The 15,844-nt window shown below is 73.7% G+C and carries 15 protein-coding genes; 5 read left to right on the top strand and 10 right to left on the bottom strand.

Going from position 1 to position 15,844, the window contains the following annotated elements; genetic code table 11:
* Position 1: 1 nt before the first annotated feature.
* Positions 2-436 (bottom strand): hypothetical protein, encoded by a 435-nt coding sequence (locus tag ACIHCM_RS20355; RefSeq protein ID WP_399897690.1) that lies wholly within the window; start codon positions 434-436, stop codon positions 2-4.
* A gap of 298 nt (positions 437-734) precedes the next feature.
* Between ACIHCM_RS20355 and ACIHCM_RS20350 the strand changes: the two genes are divergently transcribed.
* On the top strand, positions 735-1,538 hold the full coding sequence (locus ACIHCM_RS20350; RefSeq protein ID WP_399897688.1) for an SGNH/GDSL hydrolase family protein: 804 nt from the start codon (positions 735-737) through the stop codon (positions 1,536-1,538).
* Between the two features lie 3 nt (positions 1,539-1,541).
* On the opposite strand, the gene ACIHCM_RS20345 is transcribed toward ACIHCM_RS20350, so the two are convergent.
* From ACIHCM_RS20345 to ACIHCM_RS20330, 4 genes are all read right to left on the bottom strand, one after another.
* Positions 1,542-3,167, bottom strand: coding sequence for a serine/threonine-protein kinase (locus ACIHCM_RS20345; protein WP_399897685.1), 1,626 nt, complete (start codon positions 3,165-3,167; stop codon positions 1,542-1,544).
* Between the two features lie 46 nt (positions 3,168-3,213).
* Entirely contained in the window at positions 3,214-4,905 is a 1,692-nt protein-coding gene (locus ACIHCM_RS20340; RefSeq protein ID WP_399897682.1) for a nickel transporter, read from the bottom strand.
* A complete protein-coding gene (locus ACIHCM_RS20335) occupies positions 4,902-6,407 on the bottom strand; it encodes a tetratricopeptide repeat protein (RefSeq protein WP_399897679.1) in 1,506 nt (501 codons plus the stop codon). The genes ACIHCM_RS20340 and ACIHCM_RS20335 overlap by 4 nt, the downstream gene beginning before the upstream one ends.
* A 101-nt stretch (positions 6,408-6,508) precedes the next feature.
* Complete coding sequence (locus ACIHCM_RS20330) at positions 6,509-8,032, bottom strand: DUF4331 domain-containing protein (RefSeq protein WP_399897676.1); 1,524 nt, start codon at positions 8,030-8,032, stop codon at positions 6,509-6,511.
* Positions 8,033-8,239: 207 nt separating this feature from the next.
* Between ACIHCM_RS20330 and ACIHCM_RS20325 the strand changes: the two genes are divergently transcribed.
* The 3 genes from ACIHCM_RS20325 to ACIHCM_RS20315 all read left to right on the top strand — a co-directional run bounded on the left by ACIHCM_RS20325 (position 8,240) and on the right by ACIHCM_RS20315 (position 10,028).
* On the top strand, positions 8,240-8,782 hold the full coding sequence (locus tag ACIHCM_RS20325) for a sigma-70 family RNA polymerase sigma factor (protein WP_399897673.1): 543 nt from the start codon (positions 8,240-8,242) through the stop codon (positions 8,780-8,782).
* A gap of 43 nt (positions 8,783-8,825) precedes the next feature.
* Positions 8,826-9,632 carry an anti-sigma factor domain-containing protein gene (locus ACIHCM_RS20320; protein WP_399897670.1) on the top strand — a complete coding sequence of 269 codons (807 nt, stop codon included), beginning with the start codon at positions 8,826-8,828 and terminating at the stop codon, positions 9,630-9,632.
* A gap of 126 nt (positions 9,633-9,758) precedes the next feature.
* Positions 9,759-10,028 (top strand): hypothetical protein, encoded by a 270-nt coding sequence (locus tag ACIHCM_RS20315; RefSeq protein ID WP_399897667.1) that lies wholly within the window; start codon positions 9,759-9,761, stop codon positions 10,026-10,028.
* Between the two features lie 42 nt (positions 10,029-10,070).
* On the opposite strand, the gene ACIHCM_RS20310 is transcribed toward ACIHCM_RS20315, so the two are convergent.
* From ACIHCM_RS20310 to ACIHCM_RS20300, 3 genes are read right to left on the bottom strand one after another with little or no spacing between them, the layout of a single operon-like run.
* Positions 10,071-11,267 carry a CaiB/BaiF CoA transferase family protein gene (locus tag ACIHCM_RS20310; protein ID WP_399897664.1) on the bottom strand — a complete coding sequence of 399 codons (1,197 nt, stop codon included), beginning with the start codon at positions 11,265-11,267 and terminating at the stop codon, positions 10,071-10,073.
* Positions 11,268-11,300: 33 nt separating this feature from the next.
* The gene (locus ACIHCM_RS20305; RefSeq protein ID WP_399897661.1) at positions 11,301-12,107 is read right to left on the bottom strand and encodes an ABC transporter permease; all 807 of its coding nucleotides are present in this window, start codon (positions 12,105-12,107) and stop codon (positions 11,301-11,303) included.
* Positions 12,104-13,084, bottom strand: coding sequence for an ATP-binding cassette domain-containing protein (locus ACIHCM_RS20300; protein WP_399897658.1), 981 nt, complete (start codon positions 13,082-13,084; stop codon positions 12,104-12,106). The genes ACIHCM_RS20305 and ACIHCM_RS20300 overlap by 4 nt, the downstream gene beginning before the upstream one ends.
* 63 nt (positions 13,085-13,147) lie before the next feature.
* Between ACIHCM_RS20300 and ACIHCM_RS20295 the strand changes: the two genes are divergently transcribed.
* On the top strand, positions 13,148-13,861 hold the full coding sequence (locus tag ACIHCM_RS20295) for a TetR/AcrR family transcriptional regulator C-terminal domain-containing protein (protein ID WP_399897655.1): 714 nt from the start codon (positions 13,148-13,150) through the stop codon (positions 13,859-13,861).
* Between the two features lie 34 nt (positions 13,862-13,895).
* On the opposite strand, the gene ACIHCM_RS20290 is transcribed toward ACIHCM_RS20295, so the two are convergent.
* A complete protein-coding gene (locus ACIHCM_RS20290; protein ID WP_399897652.1) occupies positions 13,896-15,041 on the bottom strand; it encodes a type ISP restriction/modification enzyme in 1,146 nt (381 codons plus the stop codon).
* Positions 15,042-15,067: 26 nt separating this feature from the next.
* Positions 15,068-15,817, bottom strand: a complete 750-nt coding sequence (locus ACIHCM_RS20285) for a GntR family transcriptional regulator (protein ID WP_399897649.1) — start codon at positions 15,815-15,817, stop codon at positions 15,068-15,070.
* Between the last annotated feature and the right edge of the window lie 27 nt (positions 15,818-15,844).

The raw sequence follows: 15,844 nt of genomic DNA, 5'->3' as shown, positions 1-15,844 counted from the left end.
GTCAGGGGCCCTGTCTTCTCGCGGTACGGCCACCGAGGCGCCGTACCAGAACCAGCAGGAGAGTGAGGGCGCTGAGGGCGGTCACGGTCACGATGCCGCCCCGCACCGACCACAGGCGCAGGGCCAGCAGCGCCTGGGCCACCAGCATGTCGACGGCGATGGCGCCCGCCAGCGCCACGATGGCGCGGCCGAGCGGATCCACTCCGTCGAGCGCGGCGGCGATGGCCGCGGCCGGCGCCGCCAGCAGGAAGAACAGCGTGAACGGACCGCGCAGCGGCGAGTCGGACTCGATGAGCGCGAGCAGGGCGCCGAGCCCGCCGACGGCTGTCGCGGCGCCCGCGAGGGCGAGCCTCAGGTCCCTCCCCGGACCGGACTCCGCCCGCTCGGCGCCGTCTGGTGCGCCGGATGCATCTGTCTTCGCACGGATGGTCTGCATTGGCGACTTTGCCCCCCGAAGCGCCGGATGCCGGGCTTCAATGTCGCGCAGCCCTCGGGGGGCCGTCAAGACGCGCAAGGCGCTCTCCACGACCCGAAACAACGTTCGCCGCGGGCGGCGGGTCCGGCGCTCGGCTGATGACCCGTCACATCAGGCGCACGGGTGACATGGACGAACCCGTGGTGAACTCACGGACTCCCGCCCGGGAACGGGAGAAGAGTCTTGGCATGGACACTTCCATTCAACACGCGTAGTTGGTACGACGGTTGAGGCAGAGATCCTGCTAAAGGGAGGTTCCATGAGACGTTCCCGACTTGTCGTGCTCCTCGGCTCACTCCTCCTCGCCGTCACGGCCGCCCTCACCGGCGCCGCCTCGGCGCAGGCGTCGGAAGCCGCCGCCACCAGCTATGTGGCGCTCGGCGACTCCTACTCCTCCGGCGTCGGCGCCGGCAGCTACATCAGCTCCAGCGGCGACTGCAAGCGCAGCACGCGCGCGTACCCGTACCTCTGGACCGCCGCCAACTCACCCTCGTCCTTCCACTTCACCGCCTGCTCGGGCGCCCGAACGGATGAAGTTCTCGCCGGTCAGCTGGCGCCCCTCAACGCGAGCACCGGCCTGGTCTCGATCACCGTCGGCGGCAACGACGCCGGCTTCGCGGACGTCATGACGACGTGCGTACTCCAGTCCGACAGCGCCTGCGTCTCCCGCATCAACACCGCGCGCGCGTACGTCGACACCACGCTCCCCGGCAAGCTCGACAACGTGTACGCGGCGATCCGCAGCAGGGCACCCTCGGCCCAGGTCGTCGTCATCGGCTATCCCCGCTTCTACAAGCTCGGCCAGGCCTGCCTGGGCCTGTCCGAGACCAAGCGCAAGGCCATCAACGACGCCTCCGACCACCTGAACACCGCCATCGAGAAGCGCGCCCGGAACCACGGCTTCGTCTTCGGAGACGTCCGCACCACCTTCACCGGCCACGAGATCTGCTCCGGCTCCTCCTGGCTGCACAGCGTCAACTGGCTCAACATCGGCGATTCGTACCACCCGACCGCCGGCGGGCAGTCCGGCGGTTATCTGCCGGTGTTCAGCAGCGCCGCCTGACCCTCACGGAGCAGGCGAGGAGGAAGGGGAGGCCCCGCCCGTCGGGGTCTCCGTCACACAGGTCACCGAGAACGCCACCGCGTCGGACGTCACGCGCACCGGATCCCGGACCTCGACGCCGAGTTCGTTCTCATACGTCCCGCTCTCCTCGTACGTCGTCACGACGACCCGGTCCTGCCGGGTCCGCTGTCCGCCCTCCGGGAAGGACAGGGTGCGCCAGCCCGGGTCGGTCACCTTGCCGTCCCGGGTCACCCACCGGTAGTCCACCTCGGCCGGCAACCGGCCCACCGTGAAGGTCGCCGTGAAGGCGGGCGCCCTGTCGTTCGCGGGCGGGCAGGGGCCGGTGTAGTCGGTGCGGGTGCCGGAGAGGTCCACGGTCACCGTCTGGGGCGGAGGAGTCGGCGAGGGGCTGTCGCTCGCTGTCGGCGTCGTGGCCTCGCCGCCGGTGGTGGTCTCCTGCGGCGGGGCCGGCTCCGCCGGTCCCGCCGTTTCCGGGGCGGACGTGCCGGTGTCCCCCGCCGTTCCGCCGTCGCCGGCTTCGCCGTTGCCGTCGTCGAGCAGCGCGTACGTCAGCCCGCCGGCGGCCAGCGCCACCGCCGCGATGCCCGCCACCAGCGCGGCGACGGCGCGACGGTCGCGGCGCGGCTCGGCGGTCGTCGTGGTGGCCGGGCCCGGCCGTGGCGAGGTGGGGGAGCGCGGCTGACGGTGCCCGGCGATCGCCGGGGGGTACGGGGTGTACGGCGTCGTCGGCGCGGTGCCCGCGCGCGGCGGGGCTCCCGCTGCGGGGGTGCCCCCGGCGCCGGCCAGCCGCAGGTCCCGCTCGGCCCGTTCGGGCGACAGCCGCTCGGCCGGGTCCTTGCGCAACAGCCCCTCGATGACGGGGGTGAGGGGGCCGGCCCGGTGCGGCGGCGGCAGTTCGTCGTCCACGATCGCGCGCAAGGTGCTCAGCGGGGTGTCGTGCCGGAAGGGGGAGTGACCCTCGACGGCCGCGTACAGCAGCACGCCGAGCGACCACAGGTCGGACGCCGGGCCCGGGGTGCGGCCGAGCGCCCGCTCCGGGGCGAGGAACTCGGGCGAGCCGACGACCTCGCCGGTCATGGTCAGCGCGGAGCTGCCCTCGACGGTCGCGATGCCGAAGTCGGTGAGGACGGCCCGGCCGTCGTTCGACAGCAGGACGTTGGCCGGCTTCACGTCCCGGTGCAGCACCCCGGCCGCGTGCGCGGCGCGCAGCGCGGACAGCACCTCGGCACCGATCTGCGCCGCGCGCCGCGGCGGCAGCGGGCCCTCGGCGTCCAGCAGATCCGCCAGCGAGATGCCGCGGACCAGCTCCATCACGATCCAGGGCCTGCCCTCCTCGGTGGCCACGTCGTACACCGTCACGACGTTGCGGTTGGCGACCCGCGCCGCCGCCCAGGCCTCGCGCTCCAGACGGGCGTACATCCGCTCCACGTCGGAGGCGGGGAGCCCGGCCGGGGCGCGTACCTCCTTGACGGCGACCTCGCGGCTCAGCACCTCGTCGCGGGCGCGCCACACGGTGCCCATCCCGCCCTCGCCGAGCGGGGACAGCAGACGGTACCGGCCGGCGATCACGCGTTCACTTCCCGGTTGCACGGACACGGGCGCCCCCATTCGCGGCCGCGAGTGATGTGTCCTGTGATTTCTCCCCAAAAGTAGCTCACCCGAATGCCGATGCCGCCCCCCTGAGCACCAGTCCGGCACCCAGGGCCACGACGACGAACGCGGAACCCACCGGCGCGATACGGCGGGCCAGCGCGGTCAGTGGACCGGCCGCCCGGCGTGGCCGCCGGACCAGCGCACGGGTCACACCGGCGCCGAACTTCACGACGGCGAAACCGGCGGCGGTGAGGGTGAGGGCCAGACCGGCGCCGTACGCGACGACGAGCAGCAGCCCGAACCAGGCGTGCCCGAGGGCGGCGGCGCCCACGAGCACGACGACCGCGGAGGGGCTGGGCACCAACCCGCCGGCGAAGCCCATGAGGACCGTGTCGCGGAGCGTGGGGGCGAGGGGGTGCGAGTGGGTGTGACCGCCGTGGGTGTGGGTGTGGGTGTGGGTAGGGGTGCTGGAGTGGTCGTGTCGGTGGGGGTGGGGGTGGGGGCGCGGGTGGTCGGGTGCCGCGTGGTCGTGCGCGTGGTCGCGGGGGTCGTCGGCGTGGGTGTGCTCGTGGCCGCACCGGCCGTGCTCCTGGTCGCGCTCGTGCGCGGTGACGTGGACCCCGCCGTTCTCCTTGTCGTGCTCGTGCTCGTGCTCGTGCAGGTGTGCCTTGCCGTGCTCATGCGCGTGTACGTGTGCCTTCCCGCGCCCGGGGAGTCGGGGACCGCCGTGCCCCCGGCCGCGGACCGCCCGCCGGACCAGGCCCGCCCCCGCCAGCGTCACCAGGACGCCGCTCGCGATGCCCAGCCAGGCGACCACCGAGGGTGCCGCCGCGGAGCCGGCCGTGACCAGCAGGCCGAGGGCGACCACCCCGAGGGTGTGGGTGACCGTGACGGAGACGGCCAGGGGCAGGACGTCCTTCATGCGGGCCCGGCCGCCGTGGGCCGCCGCGGTGGCCGCCATGAGCGTCTTGCCGTGCCCCGGTGCGAGGGCGTGCACGGCGCCCAGGCCGATCGCGACGAGCAGGGCGAGGGCGGCGAAGCCCGCGGTGAGGTCCTGGCGGGCGACCAGGGAGTCCAGGGCTCTGGTCCAGCGATCGGCGCCACGCGGCAGCACGGACGCGGCGGGCGCGTCGCCCCGCTCCTCGGCCAGCGCGGGACCGCCGGGCTCCACCCGCAGGGAGGCGGAGCCGATGTCGGCCGGGGACGACAGCAACTCCTCGGGATAATCGGTCAGTTCGCGGGACGACGACCGCTCCGGCACGTCCGAGGTGGTGAGCGTCGTCCGGTCCCCGCGAGCGGTGATCTCCCGCCAGCCGGGGCCCGAACCGGCACCGGCGCCGCGGAATCCGACGGTTGCCGGGTCGCCCTCGGGGAGGGCAGCGGTCAGCCGGCACTCCAGGCGGAGGGTGTCGAGCCCCGCCTGACCGGGGCGCGTGCGCGCGTGGCCGCCGGTGACCCGGAGGGGGACCGCCCGTCCGTCGACGGTGACCTCGCTGTCCCGGGCGGCCGCGGCGCACCGCTGCTTCGCCCACCCCTTCAGGCCGAGCCGTCGGACCTCGGGCGCGGCCTGGGTCGCCGGGATCTCGGCGAGGTCCTCGACATGGAGGACGCGCAGTTCGCCGGGCGCGGCGATCAGGCCGTCGTAGGAGTTGACGGTGAAGTTGCCGAGCGGGTGCGCGGAGGCGGTACCGGCGGGGACGAGCAGCAGGGCGGCGGTGCCGGTCAGGACGGCGAGTGCACGAGAGAGCTTCACCTCGCCGCCTCCAGGGACTTCAGCGCCTCGCGGGCCTCGCGGGCGCCCAGCGGGGAGAAGCCGGAGTTGAGCTCCAGGGCTCTCGTCAGGGAGGCGCGGGCCTCCTTCGCGTGGCCCGTGGCGCGCTCGATCATGCCGCGGTGGTACAGGAACGCGGCGTTGCGGTAGCCGGTGGCGGTGGCCCGGCGCGCGTACGGCAGGGCCTCGTCGGCGCGGCCGTTGACGTGCAGCGCCCAGGCGAGGGCGTCCGCGGTGTGCGCGGTCCTGCGCCGGTCCCACTCGGCGCGGGCGGCCCGCAGGGCCAGCTTCTTGTCACCGTGGTCGGCGGCGGCCAGCGCGGTGTCGAGGTCGGCATTGACGCCGCCCGAGCGCGCGAGGGCGGTCCAGGCGTGGACGAGGGCGTACTGCTCACGGGCCTTGGCCCGGTCGCCGCCCGCCTCGTACAGCTCGCCGAGCGCGACCAGCGCGCCGGGCAGCGGGGCGCGGGCGACGACCGCCGTCATGCCCCGCACCGCCTCGGCGCGGTCACCGCCCGCCGCCTGGGCGCGGGCCCGTCCCTCCAGCGCGGGGAGGTAGCCGTCGTCGGCGGCCAGGGCGCGGGCGTAGTGCCGCAGGGCGCCGGCGTGGTCGCCCTGGTTCCAGGCGAGTTGGCCGAGCGCGGTGGCGACGTACGCCGTGTCCGCGGGTGTGGCGGCGGCGTCCTGGGCCTGCTCCAGGACCCGGCGGGCGGTGCGGACGTCGCCGCGCAGCTCCCGCACATACGCGTATCGCGTGAAGACGGGGATGCCCGGCCGCCGGGAGTCTGCTTCGTCGGCGGCCTTCGCCGCCTGTGCGTACCGGCCGAGTTCGACCAGGGCGTCGATACGGCTGCACAGGGCGCGTTCGTTGTAGGGGTTCTGCTCCAGGGCCCTGCCCGCGTGGTCCAGGGCCGCGGCGAAGTCGTGGCGAGCGGCGGCGAGGGCGGCCCGGCCCGCCAGCGCCTGGTCGTTGCGGGGACGGAGCGCGAGCGAGCGGTCCAGTGCCTCGTCGGCCCGCGGGTAGCGCGAGGGATCACCGTCGACCCTGGCCTGTTCGACGTAGGCGAGCCCGAGAGTGGCCCAGGCGCCGAAGTCGCGGGGCTGGGCGCGGAGGTGGGCCTGCAGCCCGGAGACAGCCGTGTCCAGGTCGCCGCCGCCGAGCAGGGCGGCGGGGTCCACCCCGCCGCCCGTCGTGGCCAGGGCACGTGCGTCGCCGGCCCGCGTGTTGCCGACCGCGATGGACGCTCCGGTGAGCGCCACGGCCAGCAGCACGGCACAGCCGGCGACCTGGGCACGACGCCGGCGCCGTTCGCCTGCCGGGCCCCGCCGCGGCGCGGCCACCCGCTCGCCGGCGCCCACCGCGCCGGACGGTGTGTCACCGGTCGGTTCCGCGGCGGTGCGGTCCTCCACCGCCCCGTCGTCCCCGGCGTCCGGCCCGCGGCCGTTCTCGCCCTTCGGGTCTTCGTCGTTGGTACGCGGGACCATGCCTCTCCTCGGTGTGCCTGCGGGGCGGACGTTCGGTGGGAAGGCGCGGCCCGCGCCGTGGGGGATGGGAGGGGTACGGGCCGCGCCGCTCGGTGGGGGCGTCAGTACGCGCGGCCCCGCATGCGGCGCCACCACAGCAGGGCGGCGCCGATCAGCAGGATTCCGCCCGCACCCGCGCCCGCGGAGGCGGCGATCAGGGTCGTGTCGTCCGAGCCGGCCGGCTTCAGGGCGTCGCCGATCTGGCTGCGGACGTCGTTGCCGCCCGAGGTGCCCTTGGCCAGCGGGCCGCGCGAGCCCTCCGTCGGCAGGGCGACGTACGGGAAGGCCTTCTCGAACTCCTTGTCGTTCTTGTCCACCGCGTCGCCCAGGTCGCTCTTGGCGCCGAGCAGTTCACCCTCGACGACCTGGAGGGAGGCGTCGATGACGTCGTCGGTGAGGCGGCGGCCGTTGGGGAAGCCCGCGTTGTCGCCGTCCAGGACGCCGAGCCGCTTCGGGGCGGCGGTGGGCTTGACGGACGTGTTCAGCCGCAGCATCTCGGACGGCGTCACGTGCGGCGGCTGGTTGAGGTCCGGCACGCCCTTGAGGAAGACGTCCACCAGGTCGTTGCGGGGCTCGTCGGGCGCCGGGATCTTGTAGATCGCCTCGATGAGCTTCGGCAGCTCGGGGTGGGTGACGTTCTCCAGGAACTGGGCGTCGTCCCACGGCCCGGACGCGTTGAACGTGTCCTTGTCCTCGATCGGGTTGACGACCTCGTTGACCAGCGGGTTGCCGAGGCGCGAGACCTGCCGGAAGTGCCCTTGGGCGTTCTTGCGCTGGGTCGTCGACCAGATGCCGACGACGGGCTGCTGGGCGGACTCCTGGATCAGGTGGTTGGGCACCTGGAGGGCGATGGAGTTGACGTTGTAGCCCTTGAGCGTGTCGTTGCCGACCTCGGAGAGGTTCCCGCCGTAGAGGAGGTCGAAGACCCGCAGGTCCAGGAAGAACGGGTCGTCGGCCTGACCGGCGAACGTCGTGGAGCCGCCCGCCAGTGCGTGCACGGCCTCCTTGCGCAGCGCCGCGTAGTCGGGCATGGACGCCTTGCCGACGTTCGACGGCGCGACCGGGACGTCGTCCGCGATCTTCGTGCGGGACAGCAGCCGCTGCTTCTTCAGCCGCAGCAACTCGACGTCGTAGGTCTGCGTGACGTTGAGGTCCTTGTCGTCCAGGGTCTCGACGGGGCCGGTGTTGTAGAGGAACGTCTTCTTGTTCTTGACGTGCGTGCGGAAGGTGTAGCGGAACAGCAGCTCGCCCTGCCCGTCGCCGTTGTTGTCGATGTGGAGGTCGTACTGGGCGTCCTCGGCGAACGTGAAGAAGTTCGGTCCGCCGGCCGGCTCCTCGAACGGGATCCAGTTGGCGATGATCGTCGTCGTGTCCGGCTTGTCCGGGCTGACGAACGCGTACACGTCGGTGTTGTCGTACTGCGGGGTCCCCGATATCAGCGGGGCCTCCCGGTGGCTGGAGGCGGCGGCCGCCCCCGGTTCCAGAGCGGTCACGCCGGTGGCCGCGAGCCCTGCGGCGGCCAGCGCACCACAGACGAGAGTGGCGACGCCCCTGAGTCCCGCGCCGCGCTTGGAGTTAGCTGTCATGCCGTCCGTCCTCAGTGCCGACTTGCCTGAACGCCGGGGGATTCGAAGCGGGCGGCGGATCGGATTGGTCGAGGAGGAAAATTGAATTCCCGCCTGTCCGGCCCGCGTTTTCGGCACGCTGATCCGTAACCCCTGCCGGAGGTGCGTGCGTTGCGAATGTCTGGTGTGACGGGGCGGCCGGGGTGCGGTCGCGGAAAGGGGGAGCGCGTGGAGGCGGACAGACTGCTGATCCGCGTCGCGGGCGGGGACCAGTCGGCGTTCGAGGAGCTCTACGCACTGGTGTCCGGACCGGTGTTCGGTCTGGTCAAGCGAGTGGTGCGGGATCCGGCGCAGTCCGAGGAGGTGGCCCAGGAGGTGCTGCTCGAACTGTGGCGCTCGGCCGCCCGCTTCGACCCCGCCCGCGGCAGCGCCCTGTCCTGGATCCTCACGCTCGCCCACCGCCGGGCCGTCGACCGGGTGCGCAGCGCTCGCGCGGCCGGCGAGCGGGAGCAGCGCGAGGCGCTGCGCGCCGGGACGCCCGCCTTCGACCAGGTCGCCGAGGAGGTGGAGGCGGGGCTCGAACGTGAGTGGGTGCGCCGGTGCCTGGACCGGCTCACCGCCCTTCAGCGGGAGTCCGTCACCCTCGCCTACTACGACGGCTACACCTACCGTGAAGTGGCCGAACGGCTCTCCCTGCCGCTCGGCACGGTCAAGACCCGGATGCGCGACGGACTGACCCGGCTGCGCGAGTGCCTCGGAGGAGTCGCGTGAGCTTCCTGGACCGTCCGCACCCCGAGCGCCGAGGGGGTGGGGCATGAGCCTGCTCGACCGTCTGCGTGGCCGTGCGGACCTGCACGGCCTCGCCGCGCCCTACGCGCTCGACGCCCTGGAACCGGATGAGCGCATCCGTTTCGAGAAGCACCTGGCGGGCTGCGAGCGCTGCGCACGGGAGGTACGGGAGCTCTGCGAGGACGCCGTGCGGCTCGCCTGGTCCACGGCCGCCCCCGCGCCGGCCGCCCTGCGCGAGCGGGTAATGACCGCCGTACGCACCACTGCGCAGGAACCGCCGCGCGCGCGTGAGGCCGTGCTGCCGCCGCATGTGTGGGGTGCGCAGCCGCCACCGGCTCGCGCCCGGACACCGCGCACGCGCCCCATGTTCGTGCCGTTCGCCACCGCGACGGCCGCCGCCGCCCTCGTCGTCGCCGCCCTCTTCGCCGTCCAGGCGGACCGGACCGGCGGTCAACTGGCCGCCGAGCGGGACCGGTCACGTGAGATCGCCCACGTCCTGGCCGCTCCGGACGCGCGTGCGGCCACCGGACGGGATGCCGAGGGACGAACGGTCGGAGTGATCGCTTCCGTTTCCGAGGGGCGCGCTGTGGTCACCCTGAACGGGTACGACAAGCTGCCGGGCGACCGTGTGCACCAGCTGTGGGTCATGCGTCCCCAGGCGCAACCGCGCTCCCTGGGCCTCCTGGACGGCGACACGCCCTTCGTCGCGAACGGCCTGGACAGGGCGGCGACGTCACTCGCCGTAACCGTCGAGCCCGACGGAGGGTCGGCCCGGCCCACCACGCAGCCGGTTGTCCAACTCGCCCTGGAATCGGTTGGATTCGGAGAGTGATCGAAGAGGGATGGTCAACGCCCTTACGGGGAAGGTGAATCCTGTGACCGCGATACACGCGTGCCCGCGCGGGGAGATAGGGTTACCCTGCCCGGGCCGGGTGGACTCGTACGGGTGGGGAGTGACATGGAACAGATAACAGTGCGCAGCAGGGCAAGGGTCCCTGCGATCACCTGCGGGAGCAGCGCGACCAGCTCGCGCCTCGACCGCCATCTCTCGGTGCTGGCCGGCCCCGCCGTCCCGCAGCGCGAGGCGGCCGAGGCGACCTCGCTGATGCGCGAGATAACCGCACGTGACACCGCGCACGAGCGCAGCGACCGGGTCTCGCGGGTGAGCCGGGTCTCACTCTTCGCCCCGCTGCGCCGCCTGCGCCGTTCGCTGTTCGGCGGCCGCTGACCCGCACGGGCGTCCCCCGACACGCTCTTCGAAGGCCCGCGCTCAGGCAGCCACACCGTCCCGGCGCAGCGCTGCGATCTCGCCGTCCGTCATCCCCACGGCCCGCAGCACTGCTTCGGTGTGCTGTCCGAGCGCGGGTACGTCCCCGCTCCGCGCCGGCTCCCCACCCGGCCAGGTGATCGGCGGCAGCAGCGCCCTCAGCGGCCCGGCGGGCGAACCCACCTCCCGCCACCGCTCCCGCGCCGCCAGTTGCGGATGGTCCGCCACCTCCCGTACGTCCCGCAGCCGGGCGCAGGCGATGCCCGCGGCCTCCAGCCGGGCCTGCGCCTCGTCGGCGCTCAGTGTGCCCAGCGCCCGCGCGACCTGCTCGTCCGTACGTTTCCGGTGGGCCACCCGCGCCGCGTTCGTCGCGAACGCCGGATCAGTGCCCAACTCGGGCCGCCCGATGACCTGTTCGGCCAGTCGCCGCCACTCCCGGTCGTTCTGCACCGACAGCAGCACCCGCCCGCCGTCCGCCGTGGCGTAGGCATCGTAGGGCGCGATGACGGCGTGCGCGAGGCCCGTGCGCGCCGGTGGAGTGCCGTCGTGCATCACATGGTGCAGCGGATGGCCCATCCACTCCGCGAGCGCCTCCAGCATCGACACCTCCACCGGCCCGCCGCGTCCCGTGGTGCCGCGCCGCACCAGCGCCGCCAGCACACCCGAGAAGGCGTACATGGCCGCCGCGATGTCCGCCGCCGGGATGCCTGCCTTCACCGGCTGCTCCGCAGTCCCCGTCACCGACACGAGCCCCGCCTCGCACTGCACGAGCATGTCGTACGCCCGCTTGTCCGCGTACGGCCCCGCCGCCCCGTATCCGGAGATGTCCACGGCGATCAGCCGCGGGTGTGCGGCGCACAGCGTGGCCGCGTCCAGCCCGAGCCGCGCCGCCGCCCCCTGCGCGAGGTTCTGCACGAACACGTCCGCGTCCGCCACCAGCCGCCGTACGGCGTCCAGTCCGCGCGGATCCTTCAGATTCAGCGCGACGGACTCCTTGCCGCGGTTGCACCACACGAAGTGCGAGGCGAGGCCGCGGGCCGCGGTGTCGTAGCCGCGCGCGAAGTCGCCGCCGTCGACCCGTTCGACCTTGATCACCCGAGCACCGAGGTCGGCGAGCTGCCGGGTGGCGAAGGGGGCGGCGACGGCCTGTTCGACGGCGACGACGGTGATGCCCTCCAGGGGCAGGGGGAGACGGTCCATGGGGTGGATCATGTCCCGGGGCCGGCTGGTTTGTCAGCGGGGGCGGGCGTCAGTCCTCGCCGCCGGCGTACCGGCGTACCGGCGTACGGCGAGCGGCACGCACACCGCGAGCAGCACGGCGCACCAGGCCAGCGACCCGGCGACCGGGTGTGCCACCGGCCAGGCGGCCCCGTCGGGCACCGGCGCGTTGCCGAACAGGTCCCGCAGGGCCGTGGCCACCGCGCTGACCGGGTTCCACTCGGCGGCCGTGCGCAGCCAGCCGGTCATGCCGTCCGTGGGGATGTAGGCGTTGGACAGCAGCGGCAGGACGAAGGTGGCGCCGCCCAGTTGCCCCGCGGCCTCCTCGTTCCGGGTGAGCAGGCCCAGCAGGATTCCGGCCCAGGTGGTGGCGAACCGGAACATGAGCAACAGGCCGGCCGCGCCCACCGCCCCGAGCGCGCTCCCCTCGACCCGCCAGCCCACCGCGAGCCCGGCCAGCAGGAACGGCACGGTACCGGCCGCCGTGACCGCCAGGTCCGCGACCGCCTGTCCGAGCGGCACCGCCGCCCGGCTGATCGGCAGACTGCGCAACCGGTCCGTCACGCCCCGATGGGTGTCCTGGGCGGCCTGGAACATGCCGGTCATGAGCCCGTTCGCGGCCGTCGCCACGAGCAGGCCCGGCACCAGGTACGACCGGTACTCGGCGCCGGGCATCGCCAGGGCGCTGCCGAGGACGAACGAGAAGAACAGCAGCATCGTGACCGGCATGGTCTGGGTGAGGATCAGCAGCCCGGGGTTGTTCCGCATCCGCCGCAGTTGGCGGCCCAGCAGCGCGGTGCCGTCGTACGCCAGGGTGCTCATGCGGCACGCTCCTGCCGGGCCGTGAGTGCTCCGGGGCCGGTGGGCTCCTCCGTGGCCGTGAGCCGGAGGAAGACGTCGTCGAGGGTCGGCGGGCGCAGGCCGGCGTCGAGCAACGGGACGCCCGCGGCGTCCAGTTGCCGCACCAGCCGGGGGAGCGTGAGGGTGACGTCCCGGGTGACCGCCGCGACGGCGTTGCGCTCGTGGTCGAAGGACGGCCGGGCGCCGGTCAGCTGATCCAGCACGGCGGCGGCCCGCGCCATGGCGCCGGCGTCGGCGACGACGACCTCCGCGTGCGAGCCGACCAGTGCCTTGAACTCGGCCGGTGAACCGGTCTGCGTGACCCGCCCGCCGTCCACCAGCGCGATGGTGTCGGCGAGTTCGTCGGCCTCCTCCAGGTACTGCGTGGTGAGCAGCACGGTCGTGCCGTCCGCCTTCAGGCGCCGCACGGCCTCCCGGATGCGGTTCCGGCCCGCCGGGTCGAGTCCGGTCGTCGGCTCGTCCAGGAACAGCACGTCCGGGCGGCGCACCAGGCTCGCCGCCAGGTCCAGCCGTCGGCGCATCCCGCCCGAGTAGGTGGACGCCGGCCGGTCGGCGGCCTCGGTCAGCCCGAAGTCGTCGAGGAGTTCCGCGGCCCGTGCGGCCGACCCCCGCACCCGGTGCAGCCGCGCGAACAGCCGCAGGTTCTCGCGTCCGGTCAGGTCGCCGTCCACGGACGCGTACTGCCCGGTCACACCGATCCGGCGGCGCACGGCCGCGGCCTGACGCACCAGGTCGTGCCCGGCGACGCGGGCCGAGCCGGCGTCGGGCCGCAGCAGCGTCGTCAGCAGGCGTACGGCGGTGGTCTTGCCGGCCCCGTTCGGCCCGAGGATCCCGCACACCGTGCCTGTCGCCACCGCGAGATCCAGCCCGCGCACCGCCCGGACCTGCCCGAAGCGTTTCTCCAGACCTTCACTAAGTACAGCGTACGTAGAAGTCATGGGGTGACCATAGCGCACTACGTACGCTGTACGTAACTAGGATGGTGGCCGAGGTGATGAGCGATGGCAGGCCGAGCGGCCGAACCCGAAGTGATCTGGGCGCGTCCCGAGCGCACCGGTCGTGGCCCCCGGCCGGCGTACTCCCGCGCCGACATCGCGGCGGCCGCGGTGCGGATCGCGGACGCCGAGGGGCTGGACGCGGTCTCCATGCGGCGGGTCGCCGCCGAGCTGGGCTGCGGCACGATGTCGCTGTACAACTACGTCCCCCGCAAGGAGGACCTGTACGAGCTGATGGTGGACGCCGTCAGCGGGGAGCACGAACTGTGGGAACCCGCCGGTGACTGGCGGGCGGACATGCTCCGGGTCGCCCGGCAGACCCGGTCCCTCATGCACCGCCACACCTGGCTGCCGCGCCTGATGACACCGGTCCACGGCTTCAGCCCCAACGCCCTGCGCTACCTGGAGCACTGCCTGGCCTGTCTGGAGCCCCTACGGGCGGCCTACGGCACGAAGTTCGAGCTGATCGCGATGCTGAACGGCGTGGTGACGACGTACGTCGCGAACGAGTTCGCCACCGCCGAGCGCAGCCGCTCGCTGCCCTGGTCGCCGGAGCAGGAGAACGCGGTGCGGTCCGCCTATCTGGGCGGCCGGATCGCGACGGGCGACTATCCGCGGCTGGCGGCGGCCCTCGCGGAGGATCCCGGGCCGATCGACCTGGAGGCGGTGTTCGAGCGGGCGCTGCAGCGGGTGCTGGACGGGTTCCAGGGGGCTGTCTAGCCGTCCAGCCCTCCTTGGTGCCGTCCTGTCCCGCCTAGAGAAGCGCCAACTGCCCTTCCGGGCCCTCCTCGGCGGCGTCCAGGACCGACGCGGGGCGGCGGGCGGAGTCGGGGGCGGGCAGGACTCCGGCGGTGCGCAGGTCGGTCGCGGTGAGCGTCGGTTCCGGGTTCTGCGCCGGGAGTTCGGCCAGCAGTGTGAGGACCGTGATGAGCTCCAGCAGTTCCGAGGTCCACGCCTGGGGCCAGGCCGCCGGGCGAAGCGCGAGGAGCGTGCCGGGCTCGGCGTCGGCCGTCCGGGACGTGAACCACTGCTCCAGGACGCGGACGCCGCCCGCCTCGAAGTCCCAGGCCTCGCACGGCACGGGGGAGATGCGGCCCCCGTCGAGGCGCAGGGTCTCCTCGTCGGGGTCGTAGTCGAGTGTGCGCGGCCGGGCGGGGAGCGGGGCGCGGACGTAGGGGCGGCGGCCGCCCGGCAGCTTGGGGCGGTCGCCGTCGCGGCGCAGCAGCCACAGCATGCGGCGGCCCGTCGCGACGCCCTGCGACCAGAGCGTGGGGTCGTCGGTGAGCGGCACCGTGAGGTCGGGCCGTACCGAGGCCAGGATCCAGGCCAGGACGTCGACCGGGCCGGGGGCCTGCCCGAGACGGGCGGCCAGGTGTTCCAGCAGGCCCGGCGCCAGGTTCGGCTCGGCACCGCCGGGGCGGCGGTACAGGGGCCGGACCCGGCCGGTGCGCAGCAGCGGGAACAGGGACGTGGCCAGCAGGCGCGGGCCGCCGCCCTCCGGGCTCTCCACCACGAACACCTGCCGTTCGTCGGCCACCCGCCACAACTGGGGCCGCGCCGCGTCGATCAGCCGGTGGTCCGGGATCAGCCACTGCTCGTCGAAGGGCGCCGCCAGCACCCGGACCGGCTCCGGGCAGGGGCCCTGCGCGCGCAGCAGTCTCTCCGTGCCGGTGGACCGGCCCGGCAGTTGCCCGACCGCCGAGTGCAGGGTGCGCGAGCGCGTCGGCTCGAACAGGGCCTCGCGGTCCGCTCCCTCGGCCTTCATCAGCGCGTCCCAGCGGGCCTTGAGGGATGCCGGGTCGGGGGCCGCCGGCCACCCCCGGCCGAGTCGCGGCGGTGCGACGGACCACGGCATGAGGTCCGCGAGCGGCGGAGCGTCGTCGTGCGTCACGCCGGGCATCGTACGACGTGGGTACGGCACGCGGGTCAGGTGGCGTCCAGCGTCACCGTGAAGGAGAAGCGGTCGCCGCGGTAGTGGATGACGGCCACGTCCAGCACCCGGCCGTCCCCGCCGTACGTCACCCCCGTGTAATGCAGGATCGGGCTCAGCAGCGGAACGTTGAGCAGCCGTGCCGTCTCCGGGTCCGCGAGCCGCGCCTCCACGGTGTCCGTGATGCGGCTGATGTCCGCCCCGACCACGTCCCGCAGCACCTTGGTCATCGGCCGGCGGCCCAGGTCGTCGAGCTCGATCCGGGCGGCCACCTCGGGGCGCACGTAGTTGTGGGCGTGGTTGGTCGGCTCGCCCGTCTTCTCGTCGCTGCGCAGCCGGTGGTACGTCGCCACCTCGCCGAGGTCGGGGAAGTACTCGGCGAGTTCCGCGGGTACCGGCGCGTGCCCGTGGCCCAGCAGTTCGGCGGTCATGCCGGACTGCTGGGCCACGATCGCGTCCACCGAGCCCAGCAGCTGCACCGGGGCGCCCCGCCGCGCGCTGGGCTCGATGAACGTGCCGCGCCTGCGGTGCCGGGTGATCAGGCCCTCGTCCTCCAGCTCCTTCAGCGCCTGCCGCATGGTCAGCACACTCACCCCGTAGTGCCCCGCCAGCTGCTCCTCGGTCGGCAGCCGCAGCGGGTCCCGGGGCGAGCGGCCGAGTATCGAGGCGCGCAGCGACTGCGAGACCTGGTACCACAGCGGCAGCTTGCGGTTCAGGACGATCGAATCGGGGGCGAAGGAGGTCACGGGCCCATCCGTACCGGCAGGATCGAG

The organism is Streptomyces sp. NPDC052023 (genome assembly GCF_044548465.1).
Taxonomy (GTDB): domain Bacteria; phylum Actinomycetota; class Actinomycetes; order Streptomycetales; family Streptomycetaceae; genus Streptomyces.
Note: the sequence above shows the minus strand (reverse complement) of the source record. Positions and strands in the feature narration are given on the sequence as shown.